Annotated in this window: 20 protein-coding genes; 2 read left to right on the top strand and 18 right to left on the bottom strand. The window is 54.4% G+C overall.

Annotated elements, in window-relative coordinates; all coding sequences use genetic code 11:
• Positions 1–99: 99 nt before the first annotated feature.
• The 10 genes from der to OGV74_RS15995 form a co-directional block, all read right to left on the bottom strand.
• Entirely contained in the window at positions 100–1,572 is a 1,473-nt protein-coding gene (der, locus tag OGV74_RS15950; protein ID WP_003037733.1) for a ribosome biogenesis GTPase Der, read from the bottom strand.
• A 117-nt stretch (positions 1,573–1,689) separates the two neighbouring features.
• Positions 1,690–2,868 carry an outer membrane protein assembly factor BamB gene (bamB, locus tag OGV74_RS15955; RefSeq protein ID WP_003037730.1) on the bottom strand — a complete coding sequence of 393 codons (1,179 nt, stop codon included), beginning with the start codon at positions 2,866–2,868 and terminating at the stop codon, positions 1,690–1,692.
• A gap of 10 nt (positions 2,869–2,878) precedes the next feature.
• Positions 2,879–3,499 carry a YfgM family protein gene (locus OGV74_RS15960; protein ID WP_003037727.1) on the bottom strand — a complete coding sequence of 207 codons (621 nt, stop codon included), beginning with the start codon at positions 3,497–3,499 and terminating at the stop codon, positions 2,879–2,881.
• Positions 3,500–3,512: 13 nt separating this feature from the next.
• Positions 3,513–4,787 carry a histidine--tRNA ligase gene (gene hisS, locus OGV74_RS15965; protein ID WP_003835173.1) on the bottom strand — a complete coding sequence of 425 codons (1,275 nt, stop codon included), beginning with the start codon at positions 4,785–4,787 and terminating at the stop codon, positions 3,513–3,515.
• 110 nt (positions 4,788–4,897) lie between these two features.
• The gene (gene ispG / locus OGV74_RS15970) at positions 4,898–6,016 is read right to left on the bottom strand and encodes a flavodoxin-dependent (E)-4-hydroxy-3-methylbut-2-enyl-diphosphate synthase (RefSeq protein ID WP_286521090.1); all 1,119 of its coding nucleotides are present in this window, start codon (positions 6,014–6,016) and stop codon (positions 4,898–4,900) included.
• A gap of 26 nt (positions 6,017–6,042) precedes the next feature.
• Entirely contained in the window at positions 6,043–7,035 is a 993-nt protein-coding gene (gene rodZ / locus OGV74_RS15975) for a cytoskeleton protein RodZ (protein WP_086504414.1), read from the bottom strand.
• Between the two features lie 284 nt (positions 7,036–7,319).
• A complete protein-coding gene (gene rlmN, locus OGV74_RS15980) occupies positions 7,320–8,486 on the bottom strand; it encodes a dual-specificity RNA methyltransferase RlmN (RefSeq protein WP_003037713.1) in 1,167 nt (388 codons plus the stop codon).
• Positions 8,487–8,776: 290 nt separating this feature from the next.
• On the bottom strand, positions 8,777–9,208 hold the full coding sequence (gene ndk / locus OGV74_RS15985; RefSeq protein ID WP_003037710.1) for a nucleoside-diphosphate kinase: 432 nt from the start codon (positions 9,206–9,208) through the stop codon (positions 8,777–8,779).
• A gap of 148 nt (positions 9,209–9,356) precedes the next feature.
• On the bottom strand, positions 9,357–11,669 hold the full coding sequence (gene pbpC, locus OGV74_RS15990; protein ID WP_086504415.1) for a peptidoglycan glycosyltransferase PbpC: 2,313 nt from the start codon (positions 11,667–11,669) through the stop codon (positions 9,357–9,359).
• On the bottom strand, positions 11,670–16,604 hold the full coding sequence (locus tag OGV74_RS15995) for an alpha-2-macroglobulin family protein (protein ID WP_086504416.1): 4,935 nt from the start codon (positions 16,602–16,604) through the stop codon (positions 11,670–11,672).
• A gap of 206 nt (positions 16,605–16,810) precedes the next feature.
• On the opposite strand from OGV74_RS15995, the gene sseA reads away from it, so the two are divergent.
• Together sseA and timP are read left to right on the top strand one after the other, a co-directional pair.
• Complete coding sequence (gene sseA / locus OGV74_RS16000; RefSeq protein ID WP_003037701.1) at positions 16,811–17,662, top strand: 3-mercaptopyruvate sulfurtransferase; 852 nt, start codon at positions 16,811–16,813, stop codon at positions 17,660–17,662.
• A 351-nt stretch (positions 17,663–18,013) separates the two neighbouring features.
• Entirely contained in the window at positions 18,014–18,130 is a 117-nt protein-coding gene (timP, locus tag OGV74_RS16005) for a small toxic inner membrane protein TimP (protein ID WP_247750981.1), read from the top strand.
• A gap of 36 nt (positions 18,131–18,166) precedes the next feature.
• Here the strand turns inward: timP and sseB are convergent, their stop codons facing one another.
• The 8 genes from sseB to iscU form a co-directional block, all read right to left on the bottom strand.
• On the bottom strand, positions 18,167–18,943 hold the full coding sequence (gene sseB, locus OGV74_RS16010) for an enhanced serine sensitivity protein SseB (protein WP_003037698.1): 777 nt from the start codon (positions 18,941–18,943) through the stop codon (positions 18,167–18,169).
• A 109-nt stretch (positions 18,944–19,052) separates the two neighbouring features.
• A complete protein-coding gene (gene pepB, locus OGV74_RS16015; protein ID WP_086504417.1) occupies positions 19,053–20,336 on the bottom strand; it encodes an aminopeptidase PepB in 1,284 nt (427 codons plus the stop codon).
• 61 nt (positions 20,337–20,397) lie between these two features.
• Positions 20,398–20,598, bottom strand: coding sequence for a Fe-S cluster assembly protein IscX (iscX, locus tag OGV74_RS16020; protein WP_003037694.1), 201 nt, complete (start codon positions 20,596–20,598; stop codon positions 20,398–20,400).
• 11 nt (positions 20,599–20,609) lie between these two features.
• On the bottom strand, positions 20,610–20,945 hold the full coding sequence (fdx, locus tag OGV74_RS16025) for an ISC system 2Fe-2S type ferredoxin (RefSeq protein WP_003037690.1): 336 nt from the start codon (positions 20,943–20,945) through the stop codon (positions 20,610–20,612).
• A gap of 1 nt (position 20,946) precedes the next feature.
• Entirely contained in the window at positions 20,947–22,797 is a 1,851-nt protein-coding gene (hscA, locus tag OGV74_RS16030) for a Fe-S protein assembly chaperone HscA (RefSeq protein WP_003838439.1), read from the bottom strand.
• A gap of 15 nt (positions 22,798–22,812) precedes the next feature.
• A complete protein-coding gene (gene hscB / locus OGV74_RS16035; protein ID WP_003037683.1) occupies positions 22,813–23,328 on the bottom strand; it encodes a co-chaperone HscB in 516 nt (171 codons plus the stop codon).
• 108 nt (positions 23,329–23,436) lie between these two features.
• Positions 23,437–23,760, bottom strand: a complete 324-nt coding sequence (gene iscA / locus OGV74_RS16040; RefSeq protein WP_003037681.1) for an iron-sulfur cluster assembly protein IscA — start codon at positions 23,758–23,760, stop codon at positions 23,437–23,439.
• Between the two features lie 20 nt (positions 23,761–23,780).
• Positions 23,781–24,167 (bottom strand): Fe-S cluster assembly scaffold IscU, encoded by a 387-nt coding sequence (gene iscU / locus OGV74_RS16045; protein WP_002913991.1) that lies wholly within the window; start codon positions 24,165–24,167, stop codon positions 23,781–23,783.
• Between the last annotated feature and the right edge of the window lie 12 nt (positions 24,168–24,179).

Raw genomic sequence — 24,179 nt, forward strand, 5'->3', positions numbered from 1 at the left:
AAAACGAATAGTGATTGACATTGCGCGGGCTGAGGTTGACGTTGGAATAACGAAAAAAAACCCGCGACAAGCGCGGGTTTTCATCTGCATCAGCAACGATTACTTGCTTTTTTTAATGTGTTTAATCAAACGCTTACGTTTACGCATCTGAGTCGGAGTCAGCGTATTGCGTTTGTTGGCAAACGGGTTTTCCCCTTCTTTGAACTGAATACGGATCGGCGTCCCCATTACGTCCAGAGATTTGCGGAAATAGTTCATCAGATAACGCTTGTAGGAATCCGGCAGGTCTTTGACCTGGTTGCCGTGAATCACCACGATTGGCGGGTTATAACCGCCCGCGTGGGCGTATTTCAGCTTCACACGACGACCACGCACCAGTGGCGGCTGATGATCTTCTACTGCCATGGTCATAATGCGCGTCAGCATCGCGGTGCTCACGCGACGGGTGGAGCTGTCATAAGCTTCACGGACCGATTCAAACAGATTACCCACACCGCTGCCGTGCAGCGCAGAGATAAAGTGTACGCGTGCAAAATCAATAAAGCCCAGACGGAAGTCCAGCGTCTCTTTGACCTGCTCTTTTACTTCCTGCGTCAGACCATCCCACTTGTTCACAACGATAACAAGTGAGCGCCCACTGTTGAGGATAAAGCCCAGCAGCGACAGGTCCTGATCGGAAATCCCTTCGCGTGCGTCAATCACCAACATCACCACGTTGGCATCTTCAATCGCCTGCAGCGTTTTGATAACTGAGAATTTTTCTACCGCTTCGGTAATTTTGCCGCGCTTACGCACGCCCGCGGTATCGATAAGCACATATTCGCGCTCATCGCGCTGCATCGGAATATAAATACTGTCACGCGTGGTCCCCGGCATGTCGTAAACCACCACACGATCTTCGCCAAGAATACGGTTAGTAAGTGTGGACTTACCTACGTTCGGGCGACCCACGATCGCCAGTTTGATCGGCAAATCCTGCGGATTGAAATCATCTTCAGGCTCTTCTTCGCCATTTTCTTTGGCTTCCAGCTGCGCCCAGTATTCCGCGTCTTCGTCGACTTCTTCCTGCGGAGCAACGTCGTCCATCCACGGCAGCAGTACATGCTCCAGCAGGCTGAGAACGCCACGACCATGGGACGCCGCGATCGGATAAATTTCACCCAGACCCAGAGAGTAGAAATCAACAACCGCCTGGTCAGGATCGAGTCCGTCAGTTTTGTTGGCTACCAGGAACGTCGGTTTCTGGCGCGAGCGCAGATGTTTCGCAATAGCTGCATCCGCTGGCATCAGGCCAGCACGCGCGTCCACCATGAACAGCACAACGTCCGCTTCTTCGATAGCCAACAGCGACTGTTCCGCCATACGGGTTTCAACACCGTCTTCGGTGCCATCAATACCGCCGGTATCAATACAGATAAACTCGCGGCCTTCAATTTCCGCACGACCGTACTTACGGTCACGAGTCAGACCCGGGAAATCCGCAACCAGCGCATCTCGGGTGCGAGTTAGACGGTTAAATAACGTGGATTTGCCAACGTTAGGGCGCCCGACAAGCGCGACCACAGGTACCATGTTTAAAGCCTCATTTAAAAAATCATCAGACAACGGGCACATTTTTGCTCCGTTGTTAAAAACAGTAAAACGGCCCCTGCACCAGGAGCCGTTTTTCAAAGCGAGCGGCCGCGACGATTAACGCGTAATAGAGTACAGCGTACCGTCTTTCGCCTGGATCAGCAGTTTACCATCAGCAGAGACCGGCTCGGTCAGGAAACCTGAGCTGTCAACTTTCTGCTGGGCAACAAAACGGCCATCGTCAACGTTAATCCAGTGCAGGTAGCCTTCGCTATCACCGACGACCAGATTGCCGTTATACAATACCGGGGACGTCAGCAGACGGTGCAGCAGATCGCTTTGCGTCCACAGCGTCACGCCGCCATCGGTGGTCAGTGCCAGCACGCGGTCGTTCTGATCAACCAGGTAGATACGGTTACCGTCGACGATGAAATCATTCACCGAGCCCAGTTCGCGTTTCCACATGATCTGACCACTGCGCAGATCCAACGCCGTCAGGTTACCATTATAAGCCAGCGCGTAAACAACGCCATTGACGATAACCGGCGTGGTATCAACGTCGCTAAGACGATCGATTTCCGTTGGGCCTGTCGCCTGAGAGATACGCTGCTGCCAAATCATCTGGCCCTGCTGCATAAGCACGGCGCTTACGCGACCGTTATCACCGCCAACAATAGCTGCGCCAAAGGCGGTTGCCGGAGCGGATTCGCCACGCAGAGACAGAGAAGGCATGTCGAGGTTAACGGTCCATTTGATGGCGCCGTCGGCTTCGTTTAAGGCCTGCAACTGACCGTTGCTGGTGTGGATCAATACCACGCCATCGCTCACAACAGGACGAGACAGCGCTTCACCAGCGACTTTCGTCTGCCATGCGGTAGTACCGTCACTGGTGTTCAGCGCATAAACCTGTGCTTTTTCACTGCCGATATAAACATGACCGCCGGACACGGTTACACCGCCAGAAAGCTGTGCAGATGCACGGGAGAACCAGCCATCTTTCTCACCCAGATTCACAGACCAGACTTCTTTGCCGTCGCCTGCGTTCAACGCTTTAACTACACCAGCGCGAGAGGCAGCATAGACAACGTTATCCGCCAGCGCAGGATGAAGATTGGAATAGAAATCACCAATACCGTTTCCTACAGAGGTGCTCCATTCCGTAGACGGAGTAAACTGGTTTTCAACCACCGGTAATGGGGACATCTTAACGACATCTTCTTCGCCACTAAACAGTGAACAGCCGCTCAATAGGGTAACGGAAAGCAGCCCTGGCAGAAGTAATTTACGCAATTGCATCGGGTCCCTCTCAGATGGACAAATTATTGATTTTCATCTGCATCATTTCGCTCAGAGCAGGAGAGGCATCGCTTTTCACACCCGCTTCCCATGCGCTACGCGCACCTTGTTTGTCGCCTTTACTCAGCAACGCTTCACCACGCAGATCGGCAACAATGGCCGCCCACCCTTCACCTTTAATGGTTTCGAGTGTTTTCAGCGCGGTATCAGCCTGTTTAAGCTGAACCTGAACACGAGCCAGACGCAGGTTTATCACTGCTTTGAGATTTTCATCGCTGGTCGCAGCCAAGCCTTGTTGCAGCTGGCTTGCGGCTTTCTCAAGTTCATTTTGGTCAACAAACTGCTGCGCCAGTTCCAGTGAAGCCAGCGCGCCATAGGTATTTTTATTCTCTGCAGCAAATTTCTCAGCGGCAGGAATGCTGTCCGGTTTACCCGCGCTAACCGCAGTCACCGTATTTTGATACGCCAGAGAAGCAGAGCGTGCGGACTCCGTCTGATGGCTGGTCCAGTAACGCCAACCAACCAGCGCGCCAACCCCTAAAATGATCCCAACAGCCAGCGCCTTGCCGTTTTCAGCAAAGAAGCGTTTTACCGCATCAACCTGGTCGTGTTCGTTCTCGTAAATTTCCACGCTGTCCTTCTCCTTAGCCCAGTAAAGTGCGCAAATGCGCGGCAACGCTATCCTGCGCTACTGCCGTTTGCTCACCAGAGCGCAAATCCTTCACTACAACAGTACCGTCAGCCACTTCGGACTCGCCCAGTACCAGTGCAACGCGGGCGCCCCACTTATCGGCACGGGCAAACTGTTTCTTAAAGTTGCCGCCACCGTGGTTTGTCATCAGTTTCACACCAGGAACTTCATCGCGCAGACGTTCTGCAAGCGTCATTGCTGCCGACTGCGTGTCCGCCCCTGAAGCGACCAGGTATATATCGACAACAGGATCTGCGTTAAATTCCGGATTAACTGCCTGAACTAACAAAACAAGTCGTTCCAGACCCATAGCAAAGCCCACGGCAGGCGTTGCACGACCGCCAAGTTGCTCTACCAGACCGTCGTAACGACCACCGGCACACACGGTACCCTGAGAGCCCAGGCTGCTGGTGACCCACTCAAATACGGTGCGGTTGTAGTAATCAAGACCACGAACCAGACGCTGATTGACGGTGTAGGCAATGCCTGCGGACTCCAGCAGTTTGCACAAACCCGCGAAGTGCTCGCGCGAGTCGTCATCCAGATAGTCGCCCAGTGCAGGCGCGTCGTTGAGCAGCGCCTGTACTTCCGGGTTTTTGGAGTCGAGAACGCGCAGCGGGTTGGTGTACATACGGCGCTTGCAGTCTTCGTCCAGTTTCTCTTTGTGCAGTTCCAGGTAGGCAACCAGCGCATCACGGTAGTTAGCGCGGGCTTCAAGCGAACCGATTGAGTTCAGCTCCAGGCTGACATGCTGAGAAATACCCAGCGCGCGCCACCAGCGAGCGGTCAGCATAATCAGTTCCGCATCGATGTCAGGGCCTTGCAGGCCAAACACTTCGACACCCAACTGATGGAATTGACGGTAGCGTCCTTTCTGCGGACGTTCGTGGCGGAACATCGGCCCGATATACCACAGACGCTGTTCCTGATTGTACAGGAGACCATGTTCGATGCCGGCGCGTACGCAGCCCGCAGTCCCTTCAGGACGCAACGTCAGACTGTCGCCATTACGGTCCTCAAAGGTATACATCTCTTTTTCAACCACGTCGGTGACTTCACCGATCGCGCGTTTGAATAACGGGGTCTGCTCTACAATCGGCAAGCGGATTTCACTGTAACCGTAGCTGCCGAGCACGTTTTTAAGAGTGCCTTCAATGCGCTGCCAGATGGCGGTTTCGCCAGGCAGATAATCGTTCATGCCGCGAATGGCTTGAATGTTTTTTGCCACGTTTATTCTCTTTATGAATATAAAAATGAACCCTCAGCGCTAACCCGAACAATGCGGGCGCCATGCGGGTTCAATCATACACGGGAAGCATGCCGCTTCCCATCACGTTGTTATTTTTCAAGCTGCTGCACGTCGATACGACGCGCTTCGTCCAGAATACTTGCTTTGGCACGAATGCGGGCTTCAAGCTGCGTAATCATGTCGTCGTTATCGAGTCTGTCCTTACGCACGCCGTCTTCATACAGGCCGCTTTTCTTGTTACCACCCGTCACGCCCAGCGTAGAAACCAGCGCTTCACCAGGGCCGTTTACTACGCAGCCGATGATCGAAACGTCCATTGGCGTAATGATATCCTCCAGGCGTTGCTCCAGCGCGTTAACCGTACCGATAACGTCAAACTCCTGACGCGAACAGGTTGGGCAAGCGATGAAGTTGATCCCGCGCGCGCGAATGCGCAACGATTTCAGGATATCGAATCCAACTTTGATCTCTTCCACCGGATCGGCCGCCAGAGAAACACGCAGCGTATCGCCGATCCCTTCAGATAACAGCAGGCCAAGGCCGATCGCGGACTTCACCGAACCACTACGCAGGCCACCAGCTTCGGTGATCCCCAGATGCAGCGGTTGATCGATCTGTTTCGCCAGCAGGCGATAGGATTCTACGGCGAGGAAAACGTCAGACGCTTTAACACTAACTTTGAATTTATCGAAGTTCAGACGATCGAGGTGATCCACGTGGCGCATAGCGGATTCCAGCAGCGCTTGAGGCGTCGGTTCACCGTATTTTTCCTGCAGATCTTTTTCCAGCGATCCGGCGTTGACGCCGATACGGATAGGAATATTTTTATCACGAGCGCAATCCACCACCATGCGAATACGCTCTTCACTGCCGATATTACCTGGGTTAATACGCAGGCAATCAACGCCGTATTCCGCCACCTTCAGTGCGATACGATAGTCGAAGTGTATATCGGCAACCAGCGGGACGTTAACCTGCTGTTTGATAAGCTTGAACGCTTCTGCGGCATCCATTGTCGGTACAGAGACACGAACAATGTCTGCGCCTACGCGTTCCAGCGCTTTAATCTGATTAACCGTCGCTTCCACGTCCGTGGTACGCGTATTAGTCATAGACTGTACGGCGATGGGCGCACCATCGCCGATCGGCACGTTCCCAACGTAAATGCGTGTCGATTTTCTACGTTGAATTGGAGCCTGGTTATGCATTAAAAAATCTCCCGCATTGCCGTCTGTTACTGAGCCGGTGATTGTTCGGCATTAACGGTCAGACGCGCAACCTGGTTAGTTCTGATAAAACGACTCAGATCGACAGGTTTACCCTGGAACTGAATCTGCACTGCCGCCGGAGCACCAATCTTCAGTTTGTATGGTGCCTGACCGGTCAAATTCAGATTGCCGTCTTTACGCTGCATCCCGCTGAACAGTTTTTTACCGGTCGCATCGGTGACTTCCAGCCAGCAATCGGCGGTAAAGTTCATCACCAGCGCGTTAGGATCGGCTGCAGGTGTAGTCACACCTGCCTGATCGGTCGGCAACGGTGCCGCGGTAGCTGGCGCTGCGGTTGCAGTATCGACGTTAGCCTGAGAAGGGGCAACGACGGCGTTTTGTTGCGCATCAGCAGCCGGGGCCTGAACCGCTGCGGTATCTTGTTGCGCTGGCGCTGAATCCGTTACCGCGCCATTTTCAGCAGCCGACGTGGTATCCGGGCTTGCTGCAGCGCTGGTATCTAACGGTACATTCTGCGCACCCTCTTTACCGGCATTCAACTCAGCGGAGGATTGATCGGCCATGGTGGTGATCTCTTCCTGCTGCGCTTTATGGTTCTGCCACCACCAGGCGCCAGTCAGTCCGACAACGACAAACAGTACCAGCCAGGTAAAGGTCATTAACCAGCCGTCGCGTTTCTTACGACGCTTACCGAGCGAGAAGCTCTGCATCGGTGCGACTTTGGCAGGACGAATCGGAGCCTGTTTTTCCAGCCCTGGCAACAGTTCTTCTTCAGGAATATGCACCAGACGCGCATAAGAACGGATATACCCGCGCAGGAATGTTGAAGCGAGATCGGCTGGCGCCTTATCTTCTTCAATATCGCGTACCGTGGAGACCTTCAGGCAAAGTCGCTCCGCGACTGCCTGCTGGCTGAATCCGAGTTGTTCACGGGCATTGCGCAGACGAATGCCGGTGGATAGTGTTTCATTTTTGTCGTGCGTGGCTTCAGTATTCATTCGCTACAGCTGCGTAATATTTGGGTTCTGATGCCGGCGAGCCACAATGCTCACCCACACCGCGAAACATCTGGTCAGTTAACCTTCGTCAGACAGTATAAAACGGTCAGACTATCAATGACAAAACGGCGTAAACCTGAGGGCTAAACACTTGTTACGCCGTTACATACTGCCTTAAAGTCGACAAAAACGCACCGTTATTATTGACCTGACGACGACAACAAAAAACCTCATATGGCTTACGTTGCACTACGGTACAGGAATTATACCGTAGTGCGCCAACATCAAACGGTCTTAATGTCGATAGCGTCGCCCTGCATACGCTTACGCAAAGTACGCTTGGTACGGTCGATAACGTCGCCCGCCAACTGACCACAGGCTGCATCGATGTCATCGCCACGTGTTTTACGCACAATGGTGGTGAAACCATAGCTCATCAACACTTTGGAGAAACGATCGATACGGCTGTTAGAACTACGGCCATACGGCGCGCCCGGGAACGGGTTCCACGGGATCAGGTTGATCTTACACGGCGTATCTTTCAGCAGTTCTGCCAGCTGATGCGCGTGTTCAGTGCCATCATTGATGTGATCTAACATCACATACTCAATGGTCACACGGCCCTGGTTAGCGTTGGATTTCTCCAGATAACGACGAACCGCGCCAAGGAATGTTTCGATATTGTACTTTTTGTTGATCGGTACAATTTCGTCACGAATTTCATCGTTCGGCGCATGCAGAGAAATCGCCAGCGCGACGTCAATCATATCACCCAGCTTATCCAGCGCAGGGACAACGCCCGAGGTGGAGAGCGTGACGCGACGCTTGGACAACCCAAAACCGAAGTCATCCAGCATGATTTCCATCGCCGGCACTACGTTGGTCAGGTTGAGCAGCGGCTCACCCATCCCCATCATCACCACGTTGGTGATAGGACGCACGCCCGTTGCTTTGACCGCGCCGACGATTTTCGCCGCGCGCCAGACCTGACCAATGATCTCCGATACCCGCAGGTTACGGTTAAAGCCCTGTTGCGCCGTAGAGCAGAATTTACACTCTAATGCGCAACCGACCTGTGAAGAAACACACAGGGTCGCACGATCGTCTTCCGGGATATACACCGTTTCAACGCGCTGATCGCCAACAGCGATAGCCCATTTGATCGTACCGTCAGAAGAACGCTGCTCTTCCACCACTTCCGGGGCGCGAATTTCAGCCACTTCTTTCAGCTTGTTACGCAGCACCTTATTGATGTCAGTCATGTCATCAAAGTTGTCGCTGCAATAGTGGTACATCCACTTCATGACCTGATCGGCACGAAACGGTTTTTCGCCCATCTCTTTGAAGAATTCGCGCATTTGCTGACGGTTCAGATCCAGCAGGTTAATTTTTCCATTTTTATTTGGAACCGCAGGAATGACGACTTCAGAGGTGTTAACTAATTCAGACATAATTTTTTCCGGCCTCGTTGTTACACGTTGTGGCCCGTGGAGGGTTAAAAAGAAACGCCCCGGCAAGCGATCTGCTCTTCCGGGGCGTTGCATTGTACAAAGTCTGGCGCAGGGATGCCACGTTTGCACGAAGCATTAGCGAAAATAATATGTAAATCGCTAATTCATCTCCAAAGGATTTCGCGTCGCAGGAAGGCGGCAAGTTCAAGCATCCCCGGGAGCATAGAAAACTATGTGACCGAGGTAAACGAATGCAGCCAACGCATCTGCGACGTGAAAGACGCGGGAGATTAGCGAGTGCGCGGGCAAACCTCACCTTCACCAAAGAAATAGGCGATTTCGCGCGCCGCTGACTCAACGGAGTCGGAACCGTGAGTACCGTTCTCGGTGAAGCTGTCAGCATAGTCTGCACGCAGAGTACCGGCCAGCGCATTCGCCGGGTTGGTTGCGCCCAGCAGATCACGATGACGCTGTACGGCATTTTCGCTTTCCAGAACAGAAACAACGATCGGACCGGAGGTCATGAATTCAACCAGACCGTCAAAGAACGGTTTGCCATCGTGCTCAGCATAGAAACCACGCGCCTGCTCAACGGTCAGGTGCAGCATTTTAGTCCCGACGATTTTGAACCCTGCTGCTTCAAAGCGCGCAAAGATGCTCCCAATAACGTTTTTTGCCACCGCGTTTGGTTTGATGATGGAAAAAGTACGTTCAATAGCCATGATAACCTCTGTAATGTGTTCTGTTGTTGTCTATATAGATGTACGACCTGGCGCGGATTATAAAGAGCATCCCGGCAATTGACTATTGATGAAGGTAACATTTCTTTAAAATAAGATGAATTTTAGCAACAAACAGTCACCAACTGGTCTACTGCATCGAAAATCTCACCGTCGCTACCTGGCCTGCATCATCCATCACCAGCAGTTGATAATCCCCTTTAGTCGCCAGCAGTAGCGTAAGACGACGTCCGCGTTCATCCAGCCTTTCACCGTTAAGAAACCACCAGCGTTCACCGCTCCCACCGCTGGTTTGCACCGGCAATGAGGCTTGAGCAGAACCGGGTAAACGCTTCACAATCGCGCCATCACGAATGCCTGTCAACTGCAACGGCTGCGAAGCGTCTTGTCCCAGCGGTGGACATGTGGCAGAAACTGGCGGTAATCTCGCCCCACGACGTTCTGATTCCGGTAGCCATGGCTCCAGCGGCAACGGCCAAACGATTAACGTTTGCTCGTGCGCCTGCGGGCAATCCGCCGCCACACGTTTGCCTTCATCATCCAGCCAGACAGGAAAACGAATGCCATTAACCCCTTCCTGCTCGGGCAATAATAACGTTGGCGGCTGACTGTCATCCAGTAACCAGGTTGCCAGACGGCGACGGCAGTTGCTGTCACCGGGGGCAAGAGATTGCCCGCCCGGCCAGCACACCACACCGCGACTCACGGATTCAGGGCGTGGATCTTCCGGCTGATTTGTCCCGCGAGAGAGCAAAAGATTGTTGACCTGATTGAGTAACGGCACTGCACTGGCGAAACCAAACTGTCCCACCACCGGCGTACCGTCTGGCCTCCCAGTCCAGATGCCAATCACATAACGCGCATTAACGCCAATCGCCCAGGCATCGCGATAGCCATAGCTGGTACCCGTTTTCCACGCCAGAGGGACCACTCTGCTCAGCGCGTTATCCGGCAGCGGTTGCGCTTCGTCGGCCATAATGCGGCGAATAATCCACGCCGCGCCCGCCGACATCAACGGACGTTCCAGTAGTGGATCACCCGGCTGCAGACGCAGTTTTCCCGCTTTTCCCTGGCGGGCAAAGGCGCTGTACGCTGCGGCCATATCTTCCAGCCTTGCCCCCGCGCCACCTAAAATCAGCGACAGATTCGGCGCAGCCCCTGCGGGCAGATACAGCGGTACGCCGACGTTACGTAACGATGCGGCAAAACGCTTCGGGCCATAGGCTTCGAGTACCTGCACGGCGGGTAAATTCAGCGAGCGCACCAGCGCTTCGCTCATGCTCACCGGGCCATGAAAACCGCTGTCAAAATTCCCCGGTCGATAGTCCCCGGTTCGCCGCGGGACATCCTGCAATAACGAAGCTGGATGAATGAGTCCGTCATCCAGCGCCAGGCCATAAACAAACGGCTTCAGCACCGAGCCAGGCGAACGGATCGCATTCACCATATCCACATGACCAAAACGGGAGTCGTCATTCATATCTACCGACCCCACCCAGCCACGCACGCTCATATCGGTGTGATCGACCACGATCATCGCCAGCGAACTGCGCGCAGGTAAGCGCCCCTTCCAGTTTTGCGCCAGCTCTTCCAGTTGACGCTGCAATCCGGCATCAAGGGTAGTCACGATTTTATCGCTTCGGCTTTTTCCCAGCATCATGCGCGAGAATAACGGTGCTAACTGCGGCATTTGCCGGGGTGCCAGCCAGACCGGTTCTTCACGCGACTCCTGCACCTGTCTGGCAGGCCAAATGCCCTGGGTCGCCATACGTTCGAGCACTTTATTACGCGCCGCTTCAGCACGGTCCGGCCAGCGATCCGGACGCAGACGGCTCGGCGTCTGTGGCAAAACAGCCAGCAGCGCGGCATCGGAGTAACTCAATTGCGCGGGTGATTTACCAAGATAAGCCCAGCTTGCCGCCCCCACGCCCTGCAGCGTACCGCCAAACGGCGCGCGGTTGAGATACAGTGTCAGGATGTCGCGTTTGGAGAGATGCCATTCCAGCTGCAATGCGCGCCAGAGTTGGCGAAACTTGCCGCCAAAGGTTCGCGGATGGGGATCGAGTAATCGTGCGACCTGCATGGTGAGCGTACTGCCGCCAGAAACCACACGCCCAGAGGAGAGGTCTTGCCATGCCGCGCGCAGTACTGAAAACGGATTGACGCCGGGATGCTTCCAGAACCAGCGGTCTTCGTAGTTAATTAACGCCTCAAGGTATCGGGGCGACACCTCATCAATCGTTACCGGATACCGCCAGATACCATCCGCATCGGCGAAGCGCCACAGCGGCGTACCATCATGCGCCACCACGACCCGCGCCGGATCGACTTCGTGCAGCGGCAGCGGCCAGATTTTATCTGCCGCCCAAACCGCCGCCACAAACAATAGTGCAACGGCTGCCAGCCAGAGCCAGCAGCCGCGTTTACCCAACCCGCGTATCATTTACGGTCTGACAATCAAAAGTCCCTCTGTCGCACCGGTCGCGCGCCACTGCGGAACATACATTGATTCCACCTGCGGGACAGGAACCTGGTAGGTCCCCGGCGTTACCGCCCGCGCCAGATACACCAACGTAACTGGCTGTCCTTCGTTGACCGCCACCGCGGCGACAAAGCGATCGTCACGGAACTCAACGTGCTGGATATCTGCCTGCTGCATCTGATTAAGCAGATTCGCCACTTCGCTGCCGCTATCCTGCAGGCTGGCGCTGCCGTTGGCCAGATTCTGGTTTTCCAGTTCCAGTCCTGCTGGCAGTAAATCGACCACCAGCGCATCCGGCACGTTCTGGCTGGCTTTTACCTCCAGCCAGACCAGCACCAGTTCGCCGCTACGCAGCGAATCCAGCGATTTGCTATTTCCGTCAGTTCCCAGGATTTGCCGCTCAATATGCAGAACGTTGCTGGCAGGCGTCGGTGCGGTTTGTGGATAACCACTCACATCCAGACGCAACCACAGCGGTAGATTACCGGTATTGGTGACGCTCAGCGTAGACAGCGCATCGGCATCCAGATTGCGGGTGAGCGATTTATCCCCTGCTAATGGTTGTTCCGAGAGTGACGTTTGCGCCTGCCACGTACCAGGCAAATCCTGTAACGTCCGCGCGGCAAGGAACAACGCATTATTTTCCTGAGTCGAGAGCCAGCGCTGTCCAAAGGCCTGTTCTGACAACGTGTTCAGCAGCGTATTCTGCACGTCAGGTTTGATCTTGTTCTCTTCGAGCAAGGCCAGCATCAACGCGTTATCCCGTAAGGCACTGCCGTAATCCGCCATCCACTGTTGCGTATCGCGGCGCGGTGTATTCAGGGCCAGCGTCAACGCCTGTTCACTGCGATTGGCATCGCCCATATTTTTCAGCGCGATCCCCAGTTGTAACAGCGGTAAACCAGAGGCTGCTTGCGCACGACGCTCCCAGATCTCACGCAATGCGCCGAGCGGAGCTTTTTGCTGATGTGCCAGAACCAACGCGGCGTAGGCTTGTACGGCAAACCGGCTTGCTGAAGAGTCGTCGGTATAGCGAATCGACATCATGCCCGGATCCTGCAAATAGCGCAGTAGCCGCTCGTTGCCCCGGTTAATCACCTCTACCGGGACACTGTAGCCCTGTTCATTTGCCCGGACGAGGAAATCCATGACATACGCGGTCAGCCAGTACTCTTCCGACCCGTTTTTATCCCACAGCGCAAAACCGCCGTTATCACGCTGCATCTGCACTAAACGGGAAATCCCAATATCAACTGCCGCGCGACGTTTTTCATCGCTGTCGCCCACAATACCTAACGCCTTCAATTGCGCAGCGTTGGTGTATAAGGATGGGAACAACCCGCTCGCCGTTTGCTCCAGACAACCGTAAGGGTACGCTTTCAGTTCGCGGATATAGCGCGCCAGATTTAGCGGCGGCTTACCGCTGAACAGCAGTTGCCCCTGCATCGTCACAGGGGAGAAATTGGTCAGTTCTTCGCCCGGAAGCTGCCAGGTCGCGCCCGGCTGAAGTGCGACACCGTTATTAACGGTTTGCGCCGGGAACGCCGGACGCACGCCAATCTTCCACTGTTTATGCTGAACAGGCAGCGTTTCACCCGGTAAAATCAGACCGCTAATTTCTGCCTGAATTTCGCCATCGCCAAAACCCTCCCGCGCGCGCACCGGAATAAACAGCGTAGTCCTTACGCCTGGCGCCAGATTTACCGGCGCGGGATCTTGCCCCATCAGCTCCAGTAAACCATTGGCCGCGAGCTTAATATTCAGCGTTTGCGGTTTGTCAGTCAGGTTAGTCACGTCCAGCGTCAGGCGCGAGGTATCGCCTCCCGCCAGAAAACGCGGCATATTCAGTTCAGCAATCACCGGCGCCGCAACAATCACTTTGCTTTCGCTGCTGCCAAAGTCATCCGTCGTCCAGGCCTGCGCCATTACCCGCAGCTCGCCGTTGAAATCACCAATAGGTAACGTCACCGTACCTTCGCCCTGCTCGTTAAGCGTGACCGGCAGCGCCTGTTGCGCCACGATATTGACGTGATTAACCGGTGGCTTACCGCCGCGTTTTAATTCATCGCCATCACCACCAAAGCGCAGCGCCGCCAGGCGTCCTTGCCCTTCGATCACCTGGCCGTAAATATCATAAATATCTGCGCCATAGCGTTTTTGCCCGAAAAACGCCTGCCACGGATCCGGCGTGGCGTAATCGGTAATGTTCAGCACCCCGCTATCAACGGCAGAGACCAGCACGTTAACCTGTTTTGGTACGTCGCCATTTTTGACGCTGGCTTTAATCTTGACGGTCAACGGCTGGTTTGGACGTATTTTCGCCGGGTTTTCCAGCGCCAGCGCCAAACGACGGTTTTCGTCACCTAACGGCAAATGCAGTAAACCGACCGCCCGTTTTGGCGTTGCCGAACGGGACTTGTCGCCAGGACGAACCACCAGCGCACTAAGATACAAATCGTGGCGATTCCAGGTTTTATCGATTGGGATGGAGATATCAAGACCATCCGCCGGTACGTCTATTTCTTGCCACCACAGCGGGCCTTCGCTGGATTCCACCATCGCATAACCTTTGCCAGCAGCGGGAGCGGCAACGTGCAGCTTCATGGTATCACCGGGACGATAGCTGGGTTTGTCCAGTTTCAGCGTCACGCGATCGGGACGCACAGCCCCACTGCCGTCGCTGTTATCCTGCCAGCTATAACCGGCCCAGAAGCGTACGCTGCTCACCGCATCATTCGGAGCTTTCACTTCCAGACGATAGGCGCCCCACTCAACCGGGAAGCTGACTTTACCGGTTTCATCGGCCTTAAGATCCAGGGTCTGCTCACCTTCAACCAGATCCTTTTGATCGAACTGTGATTGCCAGCCCTCGCCTTCAGACCAGTTCCAGTAATAATCTCGTCGCTCGCGGATCAAACGCACCTGCAAACCGGACACCGCTTTTTTCTCGCCTTGCGCATCGGCATACACAATGTCGAAAGCGGCGTTGCTGTTTTCATCAACGATAGGCTGATTCACGGTGGTATCGGTGCGGTAGTCATAGACGGCTTTCGCTGCAAACTGCGGACGAATGCCCGGCAGCATATCCGCAGGCCAGATGGCTTGCTCAACCCGACGCGTCACCGGGCGCCCCCCCGACTCCAGCAGACTGGCTTGCAAAACCACCTGTAACGGGGAATGCGTCTCCTGCCACTGGCTGTTGGTGGTCACTTCGCCGCGTCCGTGGTCATCCAGCGTGAGCTGAACTTCATCGAGGCTGCGGGAAAGGTTTTCTTCGGCGATATTCCCAAACTGGAAGCCCGGCAATGCCTGAACGGCATCTCGTAATGGACGCAGATAAAGCTGCCCTTGCAGAGCATTACCGCTAGCGGGCGCGCCGTACAGGTAGTAGCCCACTACCGAAAACTTCACGTCATCAGTTGGTGCCACCGGGATCTTATTGGCGGAGAGATTGAGCGCCATCCGCTCAGGCATAAAATCTTCGACGTGGAAATCCCACATCCGCGACTGGTTATCACCGGTATTAGCCCGAATATGCCACATACCCGTTGGCGCGTTGGTGTCCAGCGGCCAGCTAAAGCGGTACAGACCGTTCTCCGGCTGGCTAACCACCGAGCGTAACACTTGTCCGTCGGGCTTCACGACCTCCAGCTTCACCGGCTGGTCGGGCAACGTTTTGCCATCGCTGTCACGCAGTAATCCGTTGAGGATCACCGTTTCGCCGGGACGATAGAGATCGCGTGGGCCGAACATAAAGAACTGCTTGCTGTATCCCGGCGCACCGGCAATATCAAATTCAGCCAGATCCAACGCTGGGAGCTTCAGATCCAGCAGCGTGGTTTGCCCGTCTTTGCGGGCCAGCAATAAAGCCGCGTCTTTATCAGTCTCCAGTTTTACATGACCCTGAGCGTCGCTGGTAGCCTGCGCCAAAGTCTGTCCTTTTTCATTGAGTAACGTGACCTCAATCCCCTGCTGCGCGGCGCCGTTTTCCAGACTCTGCGTAAAGACATCCAGTTGATTATGGTAACGGTGTGCAGACACACCAATATCGCTGAGCGTGAACAGCGTAGCGGCATTACTGTAGTTGTATTGTCCAGCCTGATTCATCACCGCGATGTAAACACCTGCTTGCTGCAACGGCTTGATATCGCTCAGCGGCAACAGCAGCTTCTCACGGGTGTTGCGCGCAGGATTGAGGTCAAAGCGTCCGGTATACACCAGTTCCGCCATTTTCAGCAGATTGTCAGATTCCCAGTTAGTCAACGAATTGCGGTATTCCCACTGGCTGACAAACGCACCGAGTGACTCAGGCTTCACGCGAAAGAAGTTCACATCTACGCTATTAACGTTAAGGGCCATCACCGGCAGCCCTTCAATCACTTTTCCCGGCAGCAGCGAGCCGCGACTGGCAAACCCTACGCTTGGCTGGACGTCGCGAGTGGTAATGTTTTTTTCATAATCAATAGCGAACGTCGCTTTATTCAGCGCCAGCAAATCACGCTCAATGGTAACGACCAGTTCCCGGTTAGGTTCCAGATGGCGTAAGCGTAGCTCTTTCAGATTTGGCGCCAGCTCCCAGGCACCATCCACTTTGCCGCTTTTTTTATCAACAACGTGCACGACGCGGGAAAAATCTTGTTCCGGATCGAGGGGAATGGAGAAGGTCAACACGAGCGTTGCCGCACCGTCGAGCTGGACCTCTGAGGCATCCAGCAGCGTCAGCGACTTGCCCTGGCTTTGCTGCATCAGTTTTTGTAATTGAGCCTTATCTTTTGCTGGCGCTGTCTGTGGCGCAGGCGCATCAGGCTTCGCAGCCGTCGGTGATTTTTCGTTATTATTATCGCACCCGACCAGTGCCAGCATCAGCATGCAGGCCGCTACGCGTAAATGTTTCATTTTTCATCCCTGGCCGTAGTGGCCCGTTAGCTACGTAGAACAACTATTATGCGTCAGATTTCCGGCGGTGGAAGTCAGTAACTGAACAACGTTGTCTTAATTTTAGTGATTAATGTGGATTCACCTGACAAATCAGCCTGTTTTACTTGTCGCTTTACGGTAAACATCCGACAATTTGCCAAAACCTGGTAAAAATGGAGATGCCTATGACCACCGCCTTCTTTGTCGCTGCCGACTGGCTTGCCGAACACATTGACGACCCGGAAATACAAATTCTTGATGCCCGAATGGCACCTCCAGGACAGGAAGATCGCGACGTTGGCGAGGAGTATCGTGCGGGCCATATTCCTGGCGCAGTCTTTTTTGATATTGAAGCGCTTTCCGATCATACCTCACCGCTACCGCATATGATGCCGCGCCCGGAAGCTTTTGCCGTTGCGATGCGCGAACTGGGCGTTGATCAAGATAAGCATCTGGTTATCTACGATGACGGTAATCTGTTTTCCGCGCCACGCGCATGGTGGATGCTGCGGACATTTGGCGTCGAAAATGTCTCCATTCTGGCGGGCGGTCTGGCAGGCTGGAAGCGCGATGATCTAATGCTCAAGGAAGGCGATGAGGATTTACCTGAAGGTGAATTTAACGTGGCCTTTACGCCTGGCGCTGTTGTGCGTGTTACCGATGTACTGCTGGCCAGTCATGAAAAAACCGCACAGATTGTCGATGCGCGACCGGCTGCGCGTTTTAACGCAGAAGTTGACGAACCTCGCCCGGGCCTGAAGCGTGGTCATGTGCCCGGTGCGCTTAATGTACCGTGGACAGAATTGGTTCGTGACGGCGAGCTGAAAACTACCGACGAACTGGATGCTATTTTCTTCAGCCACGGCGTGAGCTTTGACCGCCCGATTATCGCCAGCTGCGGCTCCGGCGTAACGGCTGCCGTGGTGGTGCTGGCACTTGCCACGCTGGGCGTTTCTAACGTCGCATTGTATGACGGCGCATGGAGCGAGTGGGGTGCTCGCAACGATTTACCGGTAGAACCATCTGAGGCTAAATAAAATCTGATTTATTCATCTTTTTCGTCCACAAAAAAACCGCTCAAATGAGCGGTTTTTTTGTGCTGGTCCGGTTCGCGGCCTTTCCAGCAGGCTATGTCACCATAGCAATGCAAGCGTACATCAGTGGGCAAATAGTCCCTTTTAAGGGAGTGAATGTCAAGTTAATTAGCTGCGAAACTATTCACTATTTGAGGTATTATCTTTTCCGGCCCTTTTCGCCGCCTCGCAAGCGGGCACTGGTTTCAGGAAAGGATGTCCCATGGCCGTATATGCAAGCGTACATCAGTGCTTGCTATCACGGCATTATCGCCAGTGGTGCTGTCGTGATGCGGTCTTCGCATGGACCGCGCAATGAAGATACGATACTTCTGTATCGTGCTTGTTGTATCTGGTGCATTGTGTCTTCACGGTGATCGGAGTTACTCAGGTAATTCTGCACGCGTGATGTTCAGCGCCCAGAGCAAGTAAGCCAGGTAGCCGCCTTTCGGGGCGGCTTTCCTTCACTCAGATAATCCGATTCTGTTTAAAGTCGCGCAGGAAACCGCCCCATCGACGTTCATAGAACGGTGCGATGTGCTCAGTGATAAAGTGGCTCACGCCCTTCTCACCTTTCCTCACCTGGCAGATGTCAATGGGTTCATCACCCGGCAGTGTATCGGTCGCGACGCTGCCCGCAGCGTGGATGATCTCTTCAATATCCCCTTCCGCTTCAATACCAATCAGCAGATTCGGCTGGGCTTCCGCGCTTTCTTTGATTGAGCAGAGAAACGCGCGTTTTACCGGCTTAATGGTTTTAAACAGCGTAGTCAGCGAGTCAATCATCTGCGCCGGAGGTTCAGCGACTTCAGAGAGGATCAGCGATTCTCCGCCTTCCAGTACTTCCTGGGTGCTGAGCGGATTCCCTTCTTCCCCCATCAGCAGGCTGATTTCACGCGGCATAAACTCTTTGCCGGTCGGCAGTTTCGCGTTGAGAAACAGCGTTTCGCCGAGCGTCATTTCAAACAATGTACGCACCGGCATGACGACAAATGCCTGCTCATCTTCAACCGCCTGCTGAAGAGCTTCCAGGGAGGTGAAGAACGGGATCACGGTCGTGCCGTCTTCTTTTTCCCAGTGCTGAAGATCGAGGGCGCTGTCTTCAACCACCGCCTCGCCTTCTGCGGCTGTACCCGGCACCCAGACGGTAGACTCCAGTAAAGTACGGAAAAATGCCGGACGATGCGCAGGCTCTGTCGCCGCTTGCTCCAGCAGGGTTTCTAATTCGTTTTTCGTTTCGGACATAGAGATCACAAATTATGTATATGGGTTGTAGGCCTGATAAGACGCACGGCGTCGCCATCAGGCAAAATGCCGGGTGGCACTTCGCTTACCCGGCCTACAAAAACACCGTTCAGGCAATCAGCAGATTTGCAATCGTGCGCACACCCAGACCAGTTGCGCCCGCAGACCACTGCTCAACTGGCGCTTTGCGATAGGTTGCAGAGCAGTCGATGTGCAGCCAGCCTTGCTGATAGTTTTCCACGAAATGGGACAGGAAACCCGCCGCGGTGCTAGCACCCGCCGGATAGGCCGCACTGCCGGTATTATTCAGCTCGGCAAAGTTAGACGGCAGCTGGCTACGGTGGAACTCTGCCAACGGCAGACGCCAGAACGGCTCGTTTTCTTGCGCCGCGCTTGCCAGCAGACGGGCAGCCAGTTGATCGTCAAAGCTAAACAGCGCATGGTAATCGTTGCCCAGCGCAGTTTTCGCCGCGCCGGTCAGCGTGGCGGCATCAATGATCAATTCTGGTTTTTGCGCGCTGGCGTCGATCAGGCCATCGGCCAGTACCAGACGCCCTTCGGCATCGGTATTCATCACTTCAACTTTTTTACCGTTGCGATAGTGAATAATATCGCCGAGTTTAAAGGCGTTGCCGCTAATCAGGTTATCCGCGCAGCACAGATACAGCTTCACGCGCTTGTTCAGACCACGGGTGATGGCGAACGCCAGCGCGCCGGTCACCGTTGCCGCGCCGCCCATATCAGACTTCATCGAGTCCATAAATGCGCTTTGCTTGATGCTGTAACCGCCGGAGTCAAAAGTAATTCCCTTACCCACCAGGCAGGCATAAACCGGGGCTTCTTTATCGCCAGTTGGATTGTAATCCAGCGCCAGCAGTACCGGAGGACGTTCGGAGCCACGACCTACGGTATGCAGTCCCATGTAGTTCTGCTCGCGCAGATCTTCGCCTTTAGTGATGCGGTAAGAGACGTTATCGCAGGCAACCGAGCACAGCAGGTCTACTGCGCGTTGCGCCAGCTGTTCCGGGCCCAGCTCTTCTGCCGGAGCGTTAATGGTATCGCGCACCCAGTCAATAATTTTCAGGCGGTTATCCAGCTCTTTGCGCTGCGCCTCATCCAGAGCGGCCCACTCAACTTTGCGGGTACCTTTTGGTCCTTTGTAGCCCTGCCAGAACGCCCAGCTACGTTCGGTATCCCAGCCTTCACCATCCAGTTGGACATGTTTAATACCCAGGCCGTCAATTTTACGGGCGGCGCGCTGGATAAGGCCGAGGTCATCTTTTCCGTTCAGGTGCAGGGTAATGCCATCATTATTAATGCTGTATATCGCCTTTTCACCCCAGCGGGCATCAGCGGGTTGCGTGGAAAGCGTAATTTTCATGGCTTCTGTCATTTTATTTATCCTTATTTTCGCGCATACAGGAAAACGGGCCACCCGTGGGCAGCCCGTTGACTTATTCGGCTTCGTCCAGCCAGACCAGCAAAATGGCCTCAAGGATTTTTTCGTTCGATGCCTGTGGATCATCATCGAACTCTTCCAGGTCACAGATCCACTGGTGCAGATCGGTGAAACGAACGGTCTTGGGGTCGAGATCGGGGAACGCGTCGTACAGCGCCTCGCCGATTTCACGGCTATCGGTCCACTTCAGTCCCATACTACCCTCTGTTAATGCTCACGTGCATGATTGATTGTGTAACGTGGGATTTCGACCACTAAATCGTCCTCGGTGACACGTGCCTGACAGCTTAAACGGCTCTCCGGCTCCAGTCCCCAGGCTTTATCCAGCATGTCGTCTTCTTCTTCTGTGCTTTCCGGCAAAGAATCAAAACCTTCACGTACGATGCAGTGGCAGGTTGTGCAGGCACAGGATTTTTCACAGGCGTGTTCAATCTCGATACCGTTACGCAGGGCAACGTCAAGAATGGTTTCGCCGGTCTCAGCTTCCAGAACTGCGCCATCGGGACAGAGATCCTGATGAGGCAAAATAACAATCTTTGGCATATTAAACCTCGTCCACGGAATGGCCTTTCAGCGCGCTACGGACGGACTTGTCCATGCGGCGAGCGGCGAATTCCTGGGTTTGTTTGTCTACGTTTTTAATGGCTTGTTCTATCGCGTCAACATCGTCACCCTGTGCAACCTCGCTCAAATGCGCGGCGGCGGTGTCGATAGCCTGACGTTCTGCGGCGCTTAACAGCGCGGCATCAGCGTTCAACGCACCGGATAAACTTTCCAGTACGCGTGCCGCTTCGACTTTCTGTTCTGCCAGCATACGGGCTTTAACGTCCTGCTCGGCAAAACTCATCGAATCCTGAATCATGGAGGCGATTTCACTGTCGGTCAGACCGTAGGACGGTTTAACCTGAATTGAGGACTCAACGCCGGTGGATTTTTCCATGGCGGTGACGCTCAGCAGGCCATCGGCGTCCACCTGGAAGGTCACGCGGATGTGTGCGCCGCCAGCTGGCAATGCCGGGATGCCGCGCAGCGCAAAACGCGCCAGTGAACGGCAGTCCTGCACCAGCTCACGCTCGCCTTGCATTACGTGAATGGACATCGCGGTTTGGCCATCTTTAAAGGTGGTAAAGTCCTGCGCGCGCGCCACCGGAATCGTGGTGTTACGTGGGATCACTTTCTCCACCAGACCGCCCATGGTTTCCAGTCCCAGGGACAGCGGGATAACGTCCAACAGCAGCATTTCGCTGTCCGGTTTATTTCCGACCAGAATATCTGCCTGGATTGCCGCACCAATAGCGACCACTTTGTCCGGGTCGATAGAAGTCAGCGGCGTACGGCCAAAAAATTCACCGACGCGTTCACGCACCAATGGCACGCGAGTTGAACCACCGACCATCACCACTTCCAGCACATCCTGCGGCTCCACGCCCGCATCTTTCAGCGCGCGACGGCAGGCCAGCAGCGTACGCTTGACCAGTGCGGAAATGAGTTCATTAAAGGTTTCACGGGTGATTTCACCCTGCCATCCCGCCACGTTAACCGTTACAGAATCAGCGTCGCTAAGCGCGATTTTCGCGGCAATCGCGGCATCCAGCAGTTCACGCTGTACGCGGTTATCGCTACGATCGGCCACGCCAGCCTGCTCACGAATATAATCGGCCAGCAGATGGTCAAAATCGTCGCCGCCGAGCGCGGAATCACCGCCGGTCGCCAGCACTTCAAACACGCCGCGGCTCAGGCGCAGAATAGAAATATCAAAAGTACCGCCGCCAAGATCGTAGACCGCAATCACGCCTTCCTGACCGGAGTCCAGACCATAGGCAATCGCAGCTGCGGTCGGTTCGTTCAACAGACGCAATACGTGCAGGCCCGCCAGACGCGCGGCGTCTTTGGTCCCCTGACGCTGTGCATCGTCAAAGTAAGCCGGAACGGTGATTACCACGCCGTCCAGTTCGCCGGACAGTGATTCGGTTGCCCGCGCGGCCAGCGCTTTCAGAATATCCGCGGAGACACGCACCGGATTAAGCAATCCGGCAGCAGTTTCAATCATCGGCAAGCCGTTTTCGCTTGCCTGGAACGTATATGGCAGATGCGGGTAACGCGCCTGGATATCCGCCAGAGAGCGGCCCATCATGCGTTTTACCGAACTGACGGTGTTTGCCGTATCCAGCGCAGCATTGGCGCGGGCATCGTAACCGACAGAATAACCCTGCTGCTGATAGTGAACCACTGACGGCAACAGGTGGCGACCTTCATGGTCTGCCAACGTTTCGGCCTGGCCGCTGCGTACGGTCGCAACCAGGGAGTTGGTGGTGCCTAAATCGATACCTACCGCCAGACGACGCTGGTGCGGCGCGGCGCTCAGACCAGGCTCACTAATTTGTAATAAGGCCATTTTCGCTTCCGGAAATTAAAAATCGAGCAGTTTTTCTTCGAGTTGTTCTGCACTGCTTCGCAGTTTATCGAGAAAACGCAGCTTACGCACGGTATCTGCTGCTGCGTCCCACGTCTCGCTATCCAGCTGTTCCACCATCAGTTGATGACGAACGTTATACATTTCGCTGACGCGTTGCATAAACGCATCTAAACGTTGACTGTCTTTTGCCTGTTCAATTTCGTCCAGCTCTTCCCGCAGCTCCAGTTGTTCCATCAGAAACGCGGTATCGCGCACCGTGTGCTGCTCGCTACGGATGTCAAAGCCGTGTAAAGACAATAAGTATTCGGCGCGCATCAAAGGATGACGCAGCGTTTGCCAGGCCTGGTTGATAGTGGCGGACTGCGAAACCGCAGCAAGTTGTTCCGCCTGGGAACTGCTGGCAAATTTATCAGGATGATACTGACGTTGTAGATCCTGAAAACGTAGGCTCAGCGCCTGAGTATCGAGCTGATAACGGGCCGGTAAGCCAAAGAGGGTGAAGTAGTCCATAACATTCTCAGGGCATCGATTCTCTGTTGTTCACGGGAGCAAAACCAGAGAGTCAGGTAAAACAAACCCCACGCGCAGGCGACCACGGTGGGGTTATCGGTAAGCGCGTTACACGTGGAAGCTTTCGCCGCATCCACATTCGTCTTTCACGTTCGGGTTAGTAAACTTAAACCCTTCGTTCAGACCTTCTTTGACGAAGTCTAACTGCGTACCGTCGAGGAATTGCAGGCTCTTACCGTCGACCACAACTTTAACGCCTTTGTCTTCAAACACGGTATCTTCAGCCGCCGGCTCGTCAACAAATTCCAGTACATAGGCCATACCTGAGCAGCCGGAGGTTCTCACGCCCAGACGCAGACCAAACCCTTTACCGCGGTTTGCCAGGAAGGTATTTACACGCGCTGCTGCACTGTCGCTTAAGGTAATCGACATAATAAAACCTCAACTCTTAATTATTTTGCTTCACGTTTGCTTTTGTAATCCGCAATCGCGGCTTTAATCGCGTCTTCAGCCAGAATAGAGCAGTGAATTTTCACCGGTGGCAGTTCAAGCTCGTCGGCGATATCGGTGTTTTTAATCGCCTGTGCTTCGTCCAGAGATTTCCCTTTTACCCATTCGGTAACCAGAGAGCTGGAAGCAATAGCGGAACCGCAGCCGTAAGTCTTGAAACGCGCGTCCTCAATGATACCCTCATTGTTGACTTTGATCTGCAACTTCATCACGTCGCCACAGGCCGGTGCACCCACCATGCCGCTGCCCACGTTCTCGTCGCTGTTGTCAAAAGAACCCACGTTACGTGGATTCTCGTAATGATCGATTACTTTTTCGCTGTAAGCCATGCTGAATTCTCC

The organism is Citrobacter sp. Cf116 (genome assembly GCF_030336505.1).
GTDB classification, from domain to species: domain Bacteria; phylum Pseudomonadota; class Gammaproteobacteria; order Enterobacterales; family Enterobacteriaceae; genus Citrobacter; species Citrobacter freundii.